Here is a 17985-nt window from a genome sequence, read left to right on the forward strand (position 1 = left end):
CTAATATAGTTTTTTAAGACCTATAATTTCTCTTACTTCTTTAATTGTTTTTTGTGCACTCGCTTGCGCTTTTTCAGCACCTAATTTAATCACTTTTCTGATGTATTCATCGTCATTCGTGATATCTTCAATACGTGAACGAACAGGTTCTGTAGCGATGACCATATCTTCCGCCAATTGCTTTTTGAAGTCCCCGTAGCGAATTTCACATTTATTGTATAATTCATCAAAGTGGGCTAAAGTGTCGTCAGAAGAAACCACTTTCATCAAATCGAATAGATTTTGAATAGCTTCTGGTTTAGCTTGATTTGGTTCTGTAGGTCCTGAATCCGAAACAGCACGCATAATTTTTTTACGAATTACTTCAGGTGCATCAGATAAATAAATACAGTCCGCTTCGCCGTTTGATTTACCCATTTTGCCTTGACCACTCAAACCTGGCACTTTCACTAGTTTATCCGAATAACTAAATGCAAAAGCTTCTTTGAAATAATCTGTTTTATACAAATGATTGAAGCGATTCGCAAATGTACGTGTCATTTCCAAATGTTGCTCTTGATCTTTTCCTACAGGAACCTTAGTTCCGTGATGTAACAAAATATCACAAGCCATTAAAACAGGATAAGTTAATAAACCAGCATTTACGTTGTCAGGGTTAGAACGTACTTTATCTTTAAATGAAGTAGAGCGTTCTAATTCGCCTAAATAGGCATTCATATTCATGTACAAGTAGAGTTCTGCAACTTCAGGTACATCGGATTGAATGTATATAGTTGATTTTTCGGGATCAATACCGGCAGCTAAATATTCTACCACCACATTGCGCACTGTAGATTGCAAATCCTGTGGAGTAGGATGTGTCGTCAATGAATGTAAGTCAGCTATAAAAAAGAAGCAATTGTACTCATTTTGCATCTTGACAAAATTACTCAATGCTCCGTAGTAGTTTCCTAAGTGTAATTTTCCGGTACTTCTGATACCGCTAACAACTGTTTCCATATGACGCGAAATTAAGCAATTATTCTTGAAAATCGGAATCTAAAAGTATGCAGCATTAGTCATTTGTATGTATAAAAAATATTTATGTTCCGCTTTTCAATTCCGCATGAACTGTCCAATTTTATTCTAATCTTAAAGTAAATAGTTGAAAAATAATTTCAACCTTTGCAAACGGATTTATCTTATCGTTGTTTTTATTTTATGATTCAGTTAATTATTAAAATTTCAACGTTTATTTTGTTAGTGCTATCGCTACAAGCGCATGCACAAGAGCCTTTCAAATTTGAAGATGAGCTATGCCAATACCAAGGAATATTTGATACTACGCTTTATACCACAAATCAATTAGCTGACACCTATAAATTGGTAAGAGGTGAATATGGATTGTACACAAACGATGAAGATCAACTGCATGAGGATTATAAAAATGCAAAAGAAGAGATAAACAGCTTAGACATTGTCAATATCAAATATTTCCAGTCTTTAAAAGATTCTTTGCTTACTTTTTTGGATGCTACATATCAAATAAAGAATGTAGAATTCCAAGCTAGAAAAGGAGAGACGAAGGAACTCTTGAAACACTATCAAAATAACCTAACCGTTAAATTATACGCTGAATCCCTACATAGTGGAGGTGAAAAACTGCTTAAGGCATATGAACAGTTGACTAAAGAGCAAATGAAGAATAACGGTTCACCAGAAATTCTTTGGGAAGAATACTTAAAAAATAGTAAGTCAGCACAAGCACAAGAAATTGCTTTCGAACGTGTATTAAGCTATGGCTGGTGGAATGCCGTAAACAATCTTTTGCCCCACATAAACAATGATGGTACGCAATTCGAAGAATTTGTAAAATTGTTTAAAGAAGTAAAAACCATTGATTGCGATGAAGTGTAATTATTTTACAACTTCAAATGTTCTAATGGACTTTCAACTAATTCTTGCGCCTCTTTTAAGATTTTATACTTCTTATTATCGTCTGCTTGAATTACCTGTAAAAATTTAGGATCTCGAATTACATCTTTTACCAAAATACACTGTGCTTTCAGCAGTCTAGCTTTGTCATCTGCAGACAAAGTAGTCAAACATGTTATAGGATATTCACCGTTGCTATCGACAATTACTTTGATACTTCTTTTTTCAGGATAATCCCAAGCTAGCAAGTTCATTTTGTAATGCTCTCCAAAAGTCTTGGAATCTGCTGTCAGATACGCATTAGTCACTAACCAGCCTTGTGTGACTTGTAATGTTTTGTTGAAGAAAGTATAAGGCTTATTGCTGATGTCTTGCACTCGAGATAAAAAATACATTGGAGTTGTTACAGATATTTTGGCATCCACATCGTTTCTGAATTTACATTCTATAGCGAGTAAATTATTGCCTTTAGAGGCTACCACATCAATTTCGTGCGTTACTGCATGTCCTTGGATGGTCTGCCCTGTAATAGCTTTGTATCCATCTTCTTGAAACATACGAGCTACCCATTTTTCAAAATAAAAACCTTCTGGCCCCAAATCACGTAGCGCTTTTTTTAAACTATAACGCGCCGCATAAGTATTGCGTGTTAATTTTAGTTCATCGAAAGCAATCTCATATAGCTCACGTGTACTTATACCATCGTAAATTTTTGGTTTTAATGCATCAAAAACTTGATTTACTTCCTTATCAGAAGCACCAGAACGGGACAAAGAATGGCGAAGGCTATTGGGGTTGAAATCTACTAATTCTCCAGAATGCTTTTTAACTTTCATAATTTATAAATCTGATGGTTAAAATACTATTCTCCTTGTAATTTTCAAAAAAAATAAATGCGAGCAAGCAAACAAAGTTTAGGGTTGAATGTTTAATAATTGAACACAAAATCAAAACTATGAACACACTAATAAATTATGCTATAGATAAAATCAAAAGAAAAGTAGACGAAGGTTGTGTAGATGGAAATGTAGGTACTTCGGAGCGTATACTTTCAGTTGTTGCTGGTGGATTAATTTTAAGTATTAGTGTTAGACAACTCTTAAAAAATCCGATTACAGCGATTTCAGGTGTAGGGTTAGGGGGGGCTTTAGTGTACCGTGGAATTACAGGAAAATGTACTATCAAAGCAGCCGTAGATCAACTTGCTAACGAAAAAGATGAAGTAACGGTAATAGAACATCGGTACTTTGTAAAATAGGTTAATAATCAATTCTCATTGTATAATGGTCAAAAATTCTTAATTTTTGACCATTATCTTTTTTATTATGTCTAGAAAGAAAATAGTTGTATTTACAGGTGCGGGTATTTCCGCAGAAAGCGGATTGCAAACATTCCGAGGAACGGATGGTCTTTGGGAAGGTCATCGGATAGAAGATGTAGCGACACCAGAGGCATGGATCAAGGATCCTGAAAAGGTACTTCGTTTCTATAATATTCGCCGTAAAGCCTGTCGTGAGGCGCAGCCTAATGCGGGACACCTAGCTTTGGTAGAATTAGAAAAATATGCTGATGTGTATATTATCACTCAAAATATAGATGACTTACATGAACGAGCTGGAAGCAAAAATATACTACATCTACACGGTGAAATTATGAAAGCTCAATCCTCAAGAGAGTCAAGATTGGTGTATCCTTTGGACAAGGATGAAATTACGCTAGATGATGTCTGTGAATTAGGTTCCCCTCTGCGTCCCAATGTTGTTTGGTTTGGAGAATATGCTCCCAATATGATGATAGCAAATAGAGTAGTAAGTGATGCAGATATACTATTGGTAGTAGGAACTTCTTTAAAAGTCTATCCAGCGGCATACCTTCTTGACGAAGCGCCAGACTCCTGCAAAATTATTTTAATTGATCCCAATCCTAATGCAATTCGATTAAATTCAAAGGTTGAAATTATTAAAGGAAAAGCTGCTTCGGAATTACCCAAGTGGATAGAAAACTTTGCCAAATATAATTTTGAATAAATATTTAATTTGTTAAATATCAATGAATTGTATAAATTATCTAACTTACTTATTGATAACAAAGTGTTAATTAAGATATTTTAAATATCAGGATGCCAAATTATATTTGGTATCCTGATATTATTGAATTTAACTACATTATTAACAGGTGTTTACAATAATTATTTAAATAAAGTATTTAATTGTATTTATTATAAGTATCAATAAAAGCTGTTCGCATATTGGAAAAATTTTCTAATACTTTACTTATAAAGTCTTCGTCTAAAATTTCAAAAACTCCATTCACTCCGTTTAAAATATCGGCTTCTGCTATTTTGTAAGTCTGTTCCAAAGAACCCTGTTCAAACTTGATAATATATTTTTGATTCATCCCGAAAATGGTAATCTTACATTCGGGATGTGGTAATTCTGCTAATGTCCTCATGCTCGTATACTATAATTCGTTACAAAGAAACTAATAAATCTACTAACGCAAAGCAAAAAAATGAAAGGAATAACCTTGCGATTATTCCTTTATGAATTAAACAATTAAAAATTAATAATTCTATAAAACACCTTGCGCTTTCATAGCTTCGGCGACTTTGATAAATCCACCCAAGTTTGCACCTTTTAGGTAATTTATATAACCGTCTTTTTCTTTTCCGTAACGCACGCATGTTTTATAGATGTTTTCCATAATAGCTTTCAAACGGTCGTCTACTTTGGCTGAATTCCATTGTTGACCAATTGAGTTTTGGGACATCTCTAAACCAGACACGGCTACACCACCAGCATTTGCTGCCTTACCTGGAGCATAGGCAATTTTTGCTTGATGGAATACTTTTATTGCCTCAGCTGTAGATGGCATATTTGCGCCTTCAGCTACGCATGTACAGCCGTTCGCAATAAGCTGCTTGGCATCAGCCTCATTCAATTCATTTTGTGTAGCACAAGGAAGCGCAATATCACATGCGAATTGCCAAGGTTTTTCACCGGCATGGAAAGTGGCAGATGGGTATTTCTCAGGGAAGGATTCTAAATTCCTTCCTAATTTAGCAATGTAAGTTAGTTTTTCATGTGTAAAGCCGTCTTTATCATAAATAGTCCCCGTGCTGTTTGACAAGGTGATTACTTTAGCTCCGAAAGAAAGTGCTTTTTCCGCGGCATAATAAGCAACATTTCCTGCTCCGGAAATAGCAACTACTTTACCATCTAGTGTGTCATTTTCGTTTTCGAAAATGCTTTTTACAAAATATAAAAGACCGTATCCCGTAGCTTCAGGACGAATGTAAGAACCTCCCCATTGCACACCTTTACCTGTTAAAACACCAGTAAAATTATTTTGGATTCTTTTGTATTGTCCAAACAAATAACCGATTTCGCGTCCGCCAACGCCAATATCACCCGCCGGAACATCGGTTTCTGATCCAATATGACGATATAATTCAGTCATAAAGGCTTGGCAAAAACGCATAATTTCATTATCTGATTTTCCTTTAGGGTCAAAATTAGAACCGCCTTTACCACCACCAATAGGAAGACTAGTTAGTGCATTTTTAAAAACCTGCTCAAATGCTAAAAATTTTAAAATGCTAAGATTTACAGTTGGCGAAAAGCGTAACCCTCCTTTGTAAGGTCCTATAGCGCTATTCATTTGAACTCTATAACCTTTATTGACCTGTACATTGTTTTGATCATCCACCCATGCGACACGGAATGACACCACACGTTCAGGTTCTACCAATCTTTCCAAGATTTTCAGATCAGCATACTCCGGATGATGTTCGTTAATATAAGGGATTAAATCTTCTACGACTTCAGTCACTGCTTGCAAGAATTCAGGCTCGTGAGGATTTTGACTTTCAACGTAATCAATAAAGTTTTTAAAATTTAGCATTTTCTATTGATAGATTTGTATTAATTTGTAATGAAATTTACCAAATATACATTTTATACCTGTGATAATACTACTTTTAGGAAGCTTTTTGATTAAAAGTCACAAAATAATTGCAAAAGCAATCTTCAGAATAAATGTATGGTAATAATAGATAAATTAGTATCTTGATTCAAATATAACGGGCATGAAGAGAATAAATTTAAAAAAATATCCGAAGGTAAAATTAATCGAGCAGCCTTCTTCTATATATCATCTAAAGAGAATAAGCAAAGCCGTAGGTGTAGATATATACATTAAACGCGATGACTTGTTTCCTGTCGGATTTGGCGGAAACAAACTTCGTAAACTGGAATATTTGTTGGGGGAGGCAGAAAAGCAAAAAGCTACCCATGTATTCACTGTCGGAGCAATTCAATCCAATCATGCGCGAATGACCGCCATTGCTGCTAAAATGTTCGGCTTTGAAATCGAACTTTTTCTTAAAAAGTCTGTACCTGTTAAGGAGGGATCTTATTTTAACAATGGAAATATAATTCTGAATAATATTGTTAATGCAACTATTCATGAGGTTACAGACAATGAGAAAGCCTACAGAGCTATAGAAGAGCGAAAATTGACCATAGAAAAGGAGAGTGGTAAAGTTTATGTGATTCCTGTTGGGGGCTCAAATGCACTCGGTACATTAGGTTACGTAGACTGTTATTTTGAGATAATAAAACAGCAAAATGACATGCGCCTTCAATTTGATTTGATTGCCACAGCTTCGGGGTCTGGTGGAACACATGGAGGCTTAGTCGTAGGAAAAACACTTTCAGAAACTAAAATCAATATAAAAGCATATAATGTTGAACCAGATCAAGGCGAATTGGCACTGCACACTTTAAAAATTGCTAACGAAGCTCTGGAATTATGTGAATCTAAAATTTCGCTTTCGGCCTCCGATACCGTGGTTTCTAATGAATATAGCGGGACAGCATACGGCATTCCTTCGGATTTTCATATTGACACCATCAAGTTTTTAGCTAAAAATGAGGGCATCTTTTTGGATCCTGTCTATACTTCGAAAGCGTTTACAGGATTGCTGATGGATATACAAAATAATGTGATTAAGAAAGGAGAGAAGGTGCTTTATATTCATACAGGAGGTATGCCTGGAATATTTGCCTATCCCCAATATTTTTAATTATTATTAGTCATTGCTTCGTACACTTTTGGATTAAACGGCTCGATGTGTACGAAGACATTCGAAATCTCAGGCATTTCTGCCATCAAATAATCTTTAAGATTGTGCGCAATATCGTGACCTTCTTTTACTGTAAATTCCGAGGGAACAATGGCATGAATGTCAACCAAAAAGTACATTCCATTTTTACGCACAAAACATTTCTCCGTAGCAATTAATCCTTTAACATTAAGAGATTTTTCTTTTATTACTTCAACCATGTCTTCATAAAGATTTTCATCCATAATTTCCCCTAAAGCAGGTCTGAAAATGCGGTAGCAGTTATAAATTATAAATCCGGAAGCGAATAAAGCAGCCCAATCATCAGCAGATTGATATCCGTCGCCAAGCAACAAAGCCATCGAAATACCTATAAAAGCAGCCACCGAAGTAATTGCATCACTGCGATGATGCCAAGCGTCCGCTTTGAGAGAGCTACTATTTAAAATTCGAGCTTTACGCATCACAACTTGATAGCTTATTTCTTTCCAAATGATAATTAATCCTAAGATTATTAAAGTCCAAGGCTTTGGTAAATCGTGAGGAGTTCGAATATTGATAAGACTTTGGTGAGCAATGAAGGTTGCCGAAATTACCAAAAATATTACGACAATAAAGGTTATTAAAGGTTCAATGCGTCCATGTCCATAAGGATGTGTTTTGTCCGCTGGACGTTCAGAATATTTAATACCCAATAAAACCAAGATGGATGAAAAGATATCTGATGTAGATTCTATAGCGTCCGCAATCAACGCAAATGAATTTCCAAAGAACCCCGCAAGCCACTTGATCAGAGCTAAGCCAAAACTTCCGAGAATACTGAAGTAAATTGTTCTTTTTGCTGCACGTGATTGCTTCGTAGACATGGTATTAATATTAGGCTACAAAATAAGCCAATAATAATTGAATATAAGATTAAAGTTTTAAACATGGGAATTCTATGATATTTTTCACGAAAGAGACAGTTATTATATTTTTCTATTTAACATAATATAAATTATAAGACAAATTATACAGTTTCAAATCGCTGGTAAATACTACTTAATTATACATAACTATAAGTATTAAACAATTTATTATCTTTAAACCTGTTATTAACCCATAAGTCTAATGTTCAGAATCCTTTTTATTTTCTTAATAGTAATTTTTGGGATTACATCAGCCATGAATAATTCTAATTCTTCAAGATGATTTAGCCTATATAAATTCATGTTATTCCAACGTTACAGACTACTATTATTTCAATAAAGAATATCCCAAAGCGATAAAAATAGCTCATCAGTATTTGGATTTCGCCAAACAAAGTGACAGTAAATTTAATATCATGTTAGCCTTATATTTATTCAATCCCTAAGTAAATGTTAGCCTCGTTAAGTTTTTAACGAGGCATTATTTTTTATCATACTAATTTTAAACTTTATAATATTGTTCCCAACCTTTAGCTGGTGGCGGACCAATTAGCAAAGCATTTGCAAACCTATTGTTTGTGATTTGTTTTGATTTTGGATCAAATTCAATATTGCTGTACAATCGTTGTGCAATTACACCCAAACAAAATATTTGACTTAAAGGCCCAGCAATCTCAAATGGCGAACGTGTTTTTTCCAAACCTTTACAAGCCTGTAAGAAATTTTTAAAATGATTTGATGGCGTTGCAGGAACTTCTGGAAGTTTGGAAGCTAAAGCTTTGGCTTTTTCTTCAGGAATAATTTGCAACGTACTTCCGTGGGATCCACCTTTGAAGGTTAAATCTTTTCCATAAATTATTTTGCCAGGATTTAATTTAGCTGGCTCCAATTTTCCCGTACTTGGCGGAGGAATATTGGGATCTAATCCTGATACACCATATCCTTCAGGAATCGGCGGCAAATTATCCAAACCATCATACCAATTGATATCCATTGCAGGATAATTTTTCCGTTTAGGGAATTTAAATTTCAATGTAGTAGACATTGGAAAAAAGAAAGCATTGTGTCCATCTAATTTGACAGCCTGTACTTCAGTTGGTAAACCTAATTCCAAAAATTCATGCGCCGAATCCAAAATGTGAGCACCCCAGTCCCCTAGCGCTCCCATTCCAAAGTCGTACCAGCATCGCCATTGACCATTTACAAAATCCTTATTATACTGATGACCTTTAGTTTGCATTTGCCAAAGTTCCCAATCCATTGTATCAGGAATTTGTTCTGCTGCTGGGAAATTTTTAATATTTGGATCCCAAGAGTGCCATCTTCTTGGCATATTCATATGGGCGTCGATGCGAGTAACATCCTTGATAATTCCAGCATCTTTCCAAGCTTTAAATTGAAAATAGTTAGCTTCTGAGTGCCCTTGATTACCCATTTGTGCCACTACTTTGGGGAATTTTCTGGCTTTTTGCATAAGCAATTCATTTTCCAAAAACGTGTGTGCCATAGGTTTCTCCACATACACATGTTTGCCTAAATCAATAGCTTGCATAGTTATTGCAAAGTGAGCAAAATCAGGTGTTCCAATGGAAACAGCATCAAATTCATTGCTTATTTCATCAAACATTTTACGGAAATCTTGATAACGTTTTGCGTTCGGAAACAGTTTCAAGATCTCTTCCGTATGTTTAGCGCCCAAGTCCACATCACACAGCGCTACAATATTACAAAGACCTGTTTTATATAATTCCTTAATAATTTCTCCGGCACGATTACCAATACCGACACAAGCGAGATTAACTCGTTCATTGGCATTGGCTAAAGCAAGGTTAGCGAATAAGCTATTCGATAAAAGTAGCCCACCTCCTGCCAAGGCAGTACGAGAAATAAAGCTACGACGAGACATATAATGTTTCATAGTTGTTGATATTTTCTTGGCTACTTTAGTTCTTTAATTTTAATGCTACGGAATGAAACCTCATCACCATGATCCTGCAATAAGATATGACCTTTTTCCGCTTCCCCGAATTTATCCCAATCTTTATATTTGCTAATAGCGACTAAATCTCTGAATTCTTTAGAACCGCGCACGAAACTCAACATTTTAATGCCATTCAAATAATAAGTGACCGTATTGTCTTTTTCAACTACAATACGTCCTCTATTCCATTCTCCTATTGGTCGTCTCGCTCGCCCATCCTTATTAGATGTAATCAAATCATACAATGAAGCTAACGTACGGTTGCCATCTCGCCCCATTTTGGCATCTGGATGCTTCACATCATCCAATAATTGATACTCTAATCCAATTGCTGAACCTTTTGTTTCTTCTTTCAGCGTTACGAAATATTTCACGCCACTGTTTGCGCCTTCAGTAAGTTTGAAATCAAATGACAAATCAAAAGCAGAGAATTGCTCCTTCGTAATGATATCTCCCCCATTAGTCGATTCACCACCATCCGATTTCAACACTTTAATTATCCCATCTTTAATTTCCCATCCTTTAGTTGGAAATTGATAATGGTAGGCACTGCGCCAATTTTGAGATGTCTTTCCATCGAAAAGAAGTTTATAACCTGCATTTTGCTCAAACGAACTTAATGTGTTTGGCGTCAAATTCACTACATATATATCCTTTGGAAATTCTTTGGGCTTTAGATTAGAAGTTTGAATTTTAATATTCTTAAAATACACTTTTTTGCCATCCAAATCTGCCGGAATGCTATGAACTTGTAATCCAATAAATCCAGATGCGTCCAATGTATCTATCACATATGCAACAGGAACGTCGTTAATCCACGTTTTAAGTTCATTTCCAATGGATTCGATCCGTACATGATTATATTGTTCAGCTATATAAGCTGTTTTTGCTTTTTCGTTTAAATCCAACGGATACAACCAATTTCTACGCGCTTCATCATAAATCCCTCCTGTCCATGCGCGAGAGGTTGGATCAATTTCTACCTGTCTACCATACACTCTGCCTTGTCCATTATTTGCTTGTGGATCTATATGACTTCTTACCTGTACGCCAGAGTTTGTCTTATCACCTTCTAATTTTATTTCCAATTCCAGAATAAAATCCGCATATTCTTTTTCGGTGATTAAGAATGAATTCGGTGTTCCTTTTGTCATACGGCCGACAATAGCACCATTTTCAACAGAATAAGGAGCTTTCCCTCCTACGGCTTTCCAACCTTTTAAACTTTTACCATCAAATAAGTTTGTCCAGTTTTCTTTAGTCGTCTTATTTTGTGCGACAGCATCCATAGTGTTAAAAGTGAATAAAGTAGTTAAGGCAATCGAACTACAGACGATTTTACAATTAGTTTTAAGCAAATTAAACATTTCGATCTCTTTTTATAAGTTTATTATAATTGATGTAAGGATTGTATAATGGGTTTGATAGCCGCCAAACAGCTTCAATTTTCTTAATATTTTTTTCATAATAGAAGTTTATCTCAGCAATTTAATGATTATCTAGCAGTTATACCAATCAAGATTTCGTCTCAACTAATATTTTACAATATTTTTCTTCAGAATTTTTACCTGCTCAGAACCCTAAAAGGTTTTAATTGTTAATCTAGAAATCACACAAATAAAATTATATGAGTAAAAAAATATTTTATCAAATTGCGAAACTTCTAGGTATTGCTTGTTTATTCGCTACTTTCTCCTGTAGATCTATTCCAAAGGGTGCAAGTGTGGTATCAGATTTTGATGCCAACAAATATGTAGGAACGTGGTACGAGATTGCTCAGATAGATTTCAAATATGAACGAAATCTAAATAATACGGCTGCTCAATATAGTTTGAAAGATAATGGCGATATCAAAGTAGTAAACTCTGGGTATAATTATGTAAAGGACAAATGGAAAAAGCGGGAAGGAAATGCAAAATTCCGAGAAGAAAAAACTAAAGGCGCATTAAAAGTATCGTTTTTCGGACCATTTTATTCGGGCTACAATATTTTTGCTTTGGACAAAGACTATAAATATGCCCTAATCGGCGGAAAAAATTATGATTATTTATGGATTTTATCTCGGGAAAAAACTATTCCAAATAGTATTAAAGAGCAATATCTCAAAATAGCCACTAATATTGGATACGATGTAAATGATTTAATTTGGATTGATCATGATAAAGAAAATCCTTACGTTAAATAATTAGTAATTATACGTTTATTAGAAATATCTATTTAAGAACGTATAAGAGAGGAATCTACTAAGATTCCTCTCTTTTTATATCAAATTAGCTAAACTATACTGCTGGAATTTTATACCCATTGTGATATTTCGCAGCTAAATAAGTGTTGCACTCATCATCCGTAAATTTTTTATTTTCATCATTCCAATATATTTTTTTACCTGTTCGGTAAGCAATATTACCCATCTGAGAGATGGTAGCGATATGACTGCCAGCCTCTATAGGTGCATTTATAATAGATTTGTCTTTTTTACGAATAGCTTCCACAAAGTTCACCATGTGTAATTCCAAACCATTATCTACCGAAGGCTGTAAAGGCACCGCCTCCATTTTATTTTTATCCGGAATTACTTCCCAACCTTGTCTATTCAATACTAGCGTACCGTTATTTCCAATGAAAGCTACGCCATGATCTCTACCATAAGGTCCAGATTCAATACCCAAAGCATGTTCCCATTGAATATTGAAACCATCAAATTCGTATAAAGCAGTTAAGGTGTCAGGTGTTTCTGCAGCTGTGTTTGGATCAGCATACACCCCTCCCGTCGCAACTATAGATTTTGGAACAGAAGCTTTCATTCCTATTAATCCAAAATCTATCATATGTACGCCCCAATCAGTCATTAATCCACCTGCATAATCCCAGAACCAACGGAATTCGAAGTGGAAACGATTTTCGTTAAAATTTCTTTTTTGCGCAGGTCCAAGCCATAAATCATAGTTTACACCAGCAGGAACGGGAGTATCTGGTTTTTTGATAATAGGATCTTTCCAACCAACATATGACCAAGCCTTCACTAAACGAACTTTACCCAATTTGCCCGAATGAACAAATTTAATTGCGTCACGGAAGTGCTGTTGACTACGCTGCCATTGCCCTACCTGAACTATACAGTTTGATTTTGCAGCTGCAGCAACCATTACTTCACATTCTTTAATCGAATTTCCAATAGGTTTTTCTACATATACATGTTTCCCTGCTTTAATTGCATCCACGTATATTAGACAATGCCAATGATCTGGTGTTGCAATTATTACAGCATCTACTACATCATCTTTCAAAAGCTGTTTGTAATCTTCGTATGTTTTTACCTGTATATTTCTCTTCTCTAATTCAGATTTGCGGCGTCCTAAAACATTGGCATCCACATCACACAAGGCTGTACAGATTACATTCTCAACCTTGAGAAGGGCATTCAAATTCGCCCATCCCATTCCATTTACTCCAATAAGACCAACTCTTAGTTTCGAAGATTGTGTTAAGCCAATTGCATTGGAACTTGTGTAAAAAGTAGTAGCGGCTAACAAAGCACCCGCTTTTAAAAAGTGTTTTCGATTCATAAAAAAAGTTTATAGGTTGTTTTAAGATTTAAAATTATTGATGCAATAAAGCTTGTAATTATCTAAAGTTTATAAGTTTAAAATAACGTAAAATATAATCTATTAGTTAATTTGCAGTAAAATAAATTAAAAATATTTCAAATACCAATTTTTCAAATCATAATTTTATTATAACAAATTTTAAGTTATAAAAAATATTCAATTTAAATAAATTGTATAATAGATGTTACTTGAATCGAGTAATTTATCTGTCAGTGCTAATCTAGACCAAGAATTGTTAACTACAACATGAAATTGTTTCAAAATAATATATGTTAATAATTCTTAAAGAATGAATAAAGTAAAACATTTATTTTAATTATTCTGTTATTGTATCATAACTAAATTTAATTAATTATGGCACTAACTACAGGAAACGAAGATCAATTAACAAAATCTGTCGAAAAACAAACTTCAAAAATTCCATCTATTTTATTTCTTGGTGCAGCATTGGGCGCAATGACTGTTTCAGCAGCGCTAAAATGTGCACGTGGAAAGGATGACAAAGATGCTCTATTCATCGGACAATGGGTAGCTCCATTTTTACTATTAGGTATTTACAACAAAATAGTAAAAACAGAAGGTCACGATTAATCCTCCTAATTCAATTTGTAAAATGAACGCATTGCTGAGCTATAATCGATTAGCTCAGCACTTACTTATCACTCGATTAAACACTAAAAACGATGAAAGAAGAAAAATCAAATAAGAAAATAGAAGTTATAAATAGTCATTTGGTAGATAATACCAACAGACCGTTGACTACAAATGACGGAGTTCATATTCATGACAATAATAATACGCTTAAGGCCGGTGAAAGAGGTCCTTCCTTGTTAGAAGACTTCATTTATCAAGATAAATTAGCACATTTTGATAGAGAACGTATTCCCGAACGCGTAGTACACGCCAGAGGATCGGGAGCACACGGTATTTTCGAAGCAACGGCTGATATATCCAAATATACGAAAGCGAAGTTTCTTCAAAAGGGAACAAAAACACCACTTTTCATTCGTTTTTCTACTGTGGCCGGTTTTAAAGGTTCAACAGACTTAGCACGTGATGTACGCGGATTTTCTGTCAAATTTTACACAGAAGATGGCAATTATGATTTAGTTGGAAATAATATCCCCGTATTCTTTATTCAAGATGCGATGAATTTTCCTGATTTGGTACATGCCGTAAAACCAGAACCAAATAATGAAATGCCTCAAGCAGCGTCGGCACATGATACTTTTTGGGATTTTGTTTCACTGATGCCCGAATCGGCACATATGGTTATGTGGGCAATGTCCGATCGCGCTATCCCAAGATCGTTACGTATGATGGAAGGATTTGGTGTACATACATTTAAATTTGTGAATGAAGAAGGAAAAGGAACTTTTGTTAAATTCCATTGGAAACCTAAATTAGGGGTGCATTCAGTAGCTTGGCAGGAAGCGCAAAAAATATCTGGGTATGATTCTGATTTTCATCGTCGAGATTTATGGGAAGCTATTGAAAAAGGAAATTTTCCGCAGTGGGATTTAGGCGTGCAATTAGTTCCTGAAGAAGATGAATTAAAATATTCCTTTGATATTTTAGACCCAACAAAAATCATCCCGGAAGAACTTGTACCTGTGCAGATAATAGGTACAATGACATTAAATCGTAATCCAGAAAACTTCTTTGCGGAAACTGAGCAGGTAGCTTTTGATCCAGGTCGTTTGGTACCTGGAATTGATTTCAGTAATGATCCATTATTACAAGGAAGAGTCTTTTCGTACGCTGATACACAAAATTACAGATTAGGAGGTCCAAATTTTCACGAATTACCGATTAATAGACCCATAAATGGAAAATACAACAATCAAAAAGATGGATTCGGAAGACAAGATATTCTTAAAGGAAATGTATCTTATTTTCCGAATAGTTTGGGCGGAGGTTGCCCTTATCATGCCATGCTCAAAGGGGAATCAGGATTTGAATCGCATGCTGAGAAAATAGATGCCAAAAAAATTAGGGGTCGCTCCTCTTCTTTTGCAGATCATTTTACCCAAGCTAGATTATTTTTCCAATCTCAATCTCCAGCTGAACAGGAGCACATAATTTCTGCTTACAGTTTTGAGCTATCCAAAGTCAATAGCGTGGACGTTCGTCGTAGAGAATTAGCAATTTTAAATCAAATTGATCAAAAATTAGCTAAAGCGGTAGGTGATAATTTGGGAATGGAGCCTCCTAAAGATTTGGATGAATTAACAGTTCAATTCGCTAGACACAATCATCCCGAGTATCCAATTGAGCCGTCAAAGCCCGAAGTGACCGTTTCTAAGGCATTAACTATGGAAGTAAAGCCAGGTGAAGGTTCTATCGAAACACGTAAAGTAGCATTCTTAGTGGATAATGGAGTAAGTAAAGCAAGTATCGATAAAATGAAAACCGCACTTGAAGCTGAAGGTGCTGAAGCTGTCTTAATAAGCACTAAAGTGGGTAAAATAAAATTTAAAGAAGGTGGCGAAGATGAAATTCAATTTACTTATTTGACTGAGGCTTCCGTTTGCTATGATGCATTTTACACACCTGAAGGAGATTCTGTAAAAACATTAGCAGCTGAACCTGATTATTTTCAGTTTATCAATGAAGCCTATCGACACTGTAAAGCTATTGCGTTTGCTAAAGGGGCTGAAGAACTAATTGAAGATACTTTAATTAAGGATTTGGACGACGGAATAATTTTAGAATCAAAAGCAAACCTGACAGATGATTTTATTCATATTATGAAAGGTCATCGAATCTGGGAACGTGAAAAAGCAAGAAAAGTGGCCGTATAGCCCAAAATAACATATAATTAAAGCGGAATAAACAAATGAGTTTATTCCGCTTTTAAATTTATAAACAGCTTATCTAATGTGATAAGCTGTCACTTAATTATTAATAAATAGATAGTGTGTGATTTCTATTTAAAGTTGATTAAATGTCCTTTATTTAATCATTCAATGTACAATTATAAATAAAGCGTAATAAATAATGTTGATTTTCAGTAGTGTCCAAAATAAGGGAAAAAATGGCGGTGTATTTATATAGCAGGGATTGCTATATTTAATTCGCTAAAATTCCATCACCGCCATGGTAAATATAAACGTATTTTCTCAGATATTAGGACTAGTAGATCGCAATATTTTCAACAAATTGGTTCAACAATATCAGTCCGATAAACACCATAAAGGAATTAATAGTTGGACACACTTTGTAAGTATGCTTTTCTGCCATCTTTCCTCAGCTGATTCCGTTCGTGATATTTCTAATGGGCTTCGTAGTACTACAGGAAACATGAGTCATATGGGTATCTCTAGAACGCCAAGCAAGTCCAACCTCTCTTACATCAACCAACATCGTAATCATGGCCTATTTCGAGATTTGTATTATAAACTTTTGGATGATTTGTGGCATAAAGATTCTCCAAGACGCGCAGAGCTTAACAGACTCAAGCGTAAAGTATATCTAATGGATGCTACTATTATTCCTTTATGCTTAAGTGTATTTGACTGGGCAAAATTCCGCAGTGCTAAGGGAGCTGTAAAACTTCATACTATCCTTGATTATGATGGCTGTATGCCCAGTTTTGTGCATATCACAGATGGTAAACAACATGAATCTAAAATCGCCAAGACTATTTCATTTCCTAAAGGCTGTGTGGTCGTTGTAGATAGAGGCTACGTTGATTATGCTTGGATGAACGTTTTGGATTGTTATGACTTTAACAAATAAATTTTATCTTTTTAAGCCGCCGCTCCGCTATTTTTTATATATGGTGTCTGCTTATTTATGACAGCTGCCGCCCTGAGTACAATTTTGTTCCTAATAGCATTGATTACACTCATTTTAGGCTTTCCTTCTCCTGTTTTTCTTTCATAGTATCCTTTGAACTCCGGATAAGATTGTATTGCCGATATAGCACAGAGATGCAGCATTTTTTTTAACTCTTTGTTTGCCATGTTACTGACCCTGTTCCGTCCTTTGATGCTTATCCCGCTACTGTGCTCAAAAGGCACCACACCTGCATAGCAAGCCAGCTGTTTACCGCTTCTGCCACAAGCAAAATTGTTCGTACAGCAGATTAGATAGATCGCGGTAAGATTACCGATTCCCGGAACGCTTGTTAATAGTCCATAATTTGTTTTGATCTTATCATTCTCTGCGATAATCTTTTTCATCATTGCCTCGATCTTGGCAATTGATTCCGAAAGCCCTTTAATGGCATCCCTGTGAACCCGTTCTAACATCTGTCTGGTAGCTTTATCACTGATATTCCTCAATTCGTTCAGGTAGGTTTTATTACTGTTAAGCTCAGAAAGCATTCTCCTTCTGGAGGCCATCAGATCCTGCAATCGCAACAGTGTGGGATCTAGGACACCTGTTGATTTCAGTGAGTCCGCTTCACGGCAGGCATACTGGCACAGTCGTATACTGTCTATC

General features: G+C 35.3%; 17 protein-coding genes. 8 read left to right on the top strand and 9 right to left on the bottom strand.

Features of this window, described 5'->3' with window-relative positions:
- Positions 1 to 999, bottom strand: a complete 999-nt coding sequence (gene trpS, locus H8B04_RS11910) for a tryptophan--tRNA ligase (RefSeq protein WP_165289695.1) — start codon at positions 997 to 999, stop codon at positions 1 to 3.
- Positions 1000 to 1200: 201 nt separating this feature from the next.
- On the opposite strand from trpS, the gene H8B04_RS11915 reads away from it, so the two are divergent.
- Positions 1201 to 1896: a hypothetical protein gene (locus tag H8B04_RS11915; RefSeq protein ID WP_190302496.1), complete on the top strand. Its 696-nt coding sequence runs from the start codon at positions 1201 to 1203 to the stop codon at positions 1894 to 1896.
- A 5-nt stretch (positions 1897 to 1901) separates the two neighbouring features.
- Here the strand turns inward: H8B04_RS11915 and H8B04_RS11920 are convergent, their stop codons facing one another.
- Complete coding sequence (locus H8B04_RS11920) at positions 1902 to 2750, bottom strand: ATP cone domain-containing protein (RefSeq protein ID WP_190302497.1); 849 nt, start codon at positions 2748 to 2750, stop codon at positions 1902 to 1904.
- 119 nt (positions 2751 to 2869) lie between these two features.
- On the opposite strand from H8B04_RS11920, the gene H8B04_RS11925 reads away from it, so the two are divergent.
- Together H8B04_RS11925 and H8B04_RS11930 are read left to right on the top strand one after the other, a co-directional pair.
- Positions 2870 to 3172, top strand: coding sequence for a YgaP family membrane protein (locus H8B04_RS11925; RefSeq protein WP_165289692.1), 303 nt, complete (start codon positions 2870 to 2872; stop codon positions 3170 to 3172).
- Between the two features lie 67 nt (positions 3173 to 3239).
- On the top strand, positions 3240 to 3941 hold the full coding sequence (locus H8B04_RS11930) for an SIR2 family NAD-dependent protein deacylase (protein WP_165289691.1): 702 nt from the start codon (positions 3240 to 3242) through the stop codon (positions 3939 to 3941).
- A gap of 178 nt (positions 3942 to 4119) precedes the next feature.
- On the opposite strand, the gene H8B04_RS11935 is transcribed toward H8B04_RS11930, so the two are convergent.
- Together H8B04_RS11935 and gdhA are read right to left on the bottom strand one after the other, a co-directional pair.
- The gene (locus H8B04_RS11935; RefSeq protein ID WP_165289690.1) at positions 4120 to 4365 is read right to left on the bottom strand and encodes a hypothetical protein; all 246 of its coding nucleotides are present in this window, start codon (positions 4363 to 4365) and stop codon (positions 4120 to 4122) included.
- 120 nt (positions 4366 to 4485) lie between these two features.
- Entirely contained in the window at positions 4486 to 5817 is a 1332-nt protein-coding gene (gdhA, locus tag H8B04_RS11940; protein WP_165289689.1) for an NADP-specific glutamate dehydrogenase, read from the bottom strand.
- A gap of 184 nt (positions 5818 to 6001) precedes the next feature.
- Between gdhA and H8B04_RS11945 the strand changes: the two genes are divergently transcribed.
- The gene (locus H8B04_RS11945) at positions 6002 to 7000 is read left to right on the top strand and encodes a D-cysteine desulfhydrase family protein (protein ID WP_190302498.1); all 999 of its coding nucleotides are present in this window, start codon (positions 6002 to 6004) and stop codon (positions 6998 to 7000) included.
- On the opposite strand, the gene H8B04_RS11950 is transcribed toward H8B04_RS11945, so the two are convergent.
- The 3 genes from H8B04_RS11950 to H8B04_RS11960 all read right to left on the bottom strand — a co-directional run bounded on the left by H8B04_RS11950 (position 6997) and on the right by H8B04_RS11960 (position 11217).
- Positions 6997 to 7905, bottom strand: a complete 909-nt coding sequence (locus tag H8B04_RS11950) for a cation diffusion facilitator family transporter (RefSeq protein ID WP_165289687.1) — start codon at positions 7903 to 7905, stop codon at positions 6997 to 6999. The genes H8B04_RS11945 and H8B04_RS11950 overlap by 4 nt on opposite strands.
- A 544-nt stretch (positions 7906 to 8449) precedes the next feature.
- A complete protein-coding gene (locus H8B04_RS11955) occupies positions 8450 to 9865 on the bottom strand; it encodes a Gfo/Idh/MocA family protein (RefSeq protein ID WP_190302499.1) in 1416 nt (471 codons plus the stop codon).
- Positions 9866 to 9885: 20 nt separating this feature from the next.
- Entirely contained in the window at positions 9886 to 11217 is a 1332-nt protein-coding gene (locus H8B04_RS11960) for a 3-keto-disaccharide hydrolase (protein ID WP_190302506.1), read from the bottom strand.
- A gap of 338 nt (positions 11218 to 11555) precedes the next feature.
- Between H8B04_RS11960 and H8B04_RS11965 the strand changes: the two genes are divergently transcribed.
- Positions 11556 to 12113 carry a lipocalin family protein gene (locus H8B04_RS11965; RefSeq protein WP_190302500.1) on the top strand — a complete coding sequence of 186 codons (558 nt, stop codon included), beginning with the start codon at positions 11556 to 11558 and terminating at the stop codon, positions 12111 to 12113.
- A gap of 94 nt (positions 12114 to 12207) precedes the next feature.
- Here H8B04_RS11965 and H8B04_RS11970 read toward each other — a convergent pair whose 3' ends face one another.
- Positions 12208 to 13494, bottom strand: coding sequence for a Gfo/Idh/MocA family protein (locus H8B04_RS11970; protein ID WP_190302501.1), 1287 nt, complete (start codon positions 13492 to 13494; stop codon positions 12208 to 12210).
- 396 nt (positions 13495 to 13890) lie between these two features.
- Between H8B04_RS11970 and H8B04_RS11975 the strand changes: the two genes are divergently transcribed.
- The 3 genes from H8B04_RS11975 to H8B04_RS11985 all read left to right on the top strand — a co-directional run bounded on the left by H8B04_RS11975 (position 13891) and on the right by H8B04_RS11985 (position 17277).
- Positions 13891 to 14127 (top strand): hypothetical protein, encoded by a 237-nt coding sequence (locus H8B04_RS11975; protein WP_165289682.1) that lies wholly within the window; start codon positions 13891 to 13893, stop codon positions 14125 to 14127.
- 92 nt (positions 14128 to 14219) lie between these two features.
- Complete coding sequence (locus H8B04_RS11980; protein WP_190302502.1) at positions 14220 to 16340, top strand: catalase; 2121 nt, start codon at positions 14220 to 14222, stop codon at positions 16338 to 16340.
- Positions 16341 to 16635: 295 nt separating this feature from the next.
- Entirely contained in the window at positions 16636 to 17277 is a 642-nt protein-coding gene (locus H8B04_RS11985; RefSeq protein WP_190302503.1) for an IS4 family transposase, read from the top strand.
- Positions 17278 to 17288: 11 nt separating this feature from the next.
- Here H8B04_RS11985 and H8B04_RS11990 read toward each other — a convergent pair.
- Positions 17289 to 17985: transposase (locus tag H8B04_RS11990; RefSeq protein WP_190302504.1), on the bottom strand; the 697-nt coding region annotated here is incomplete at its 5' end.

It is taken from the genome of Sphingobacterium litopenaei (assembly GCF_014692495.1).
Lineage (GTDB): Bacteria > Bacteroidota > Bacteroidia > Sphingobacteriales > Sphingobacteriaceae > Sphingobacterium > Sphingobacterium litopenaei.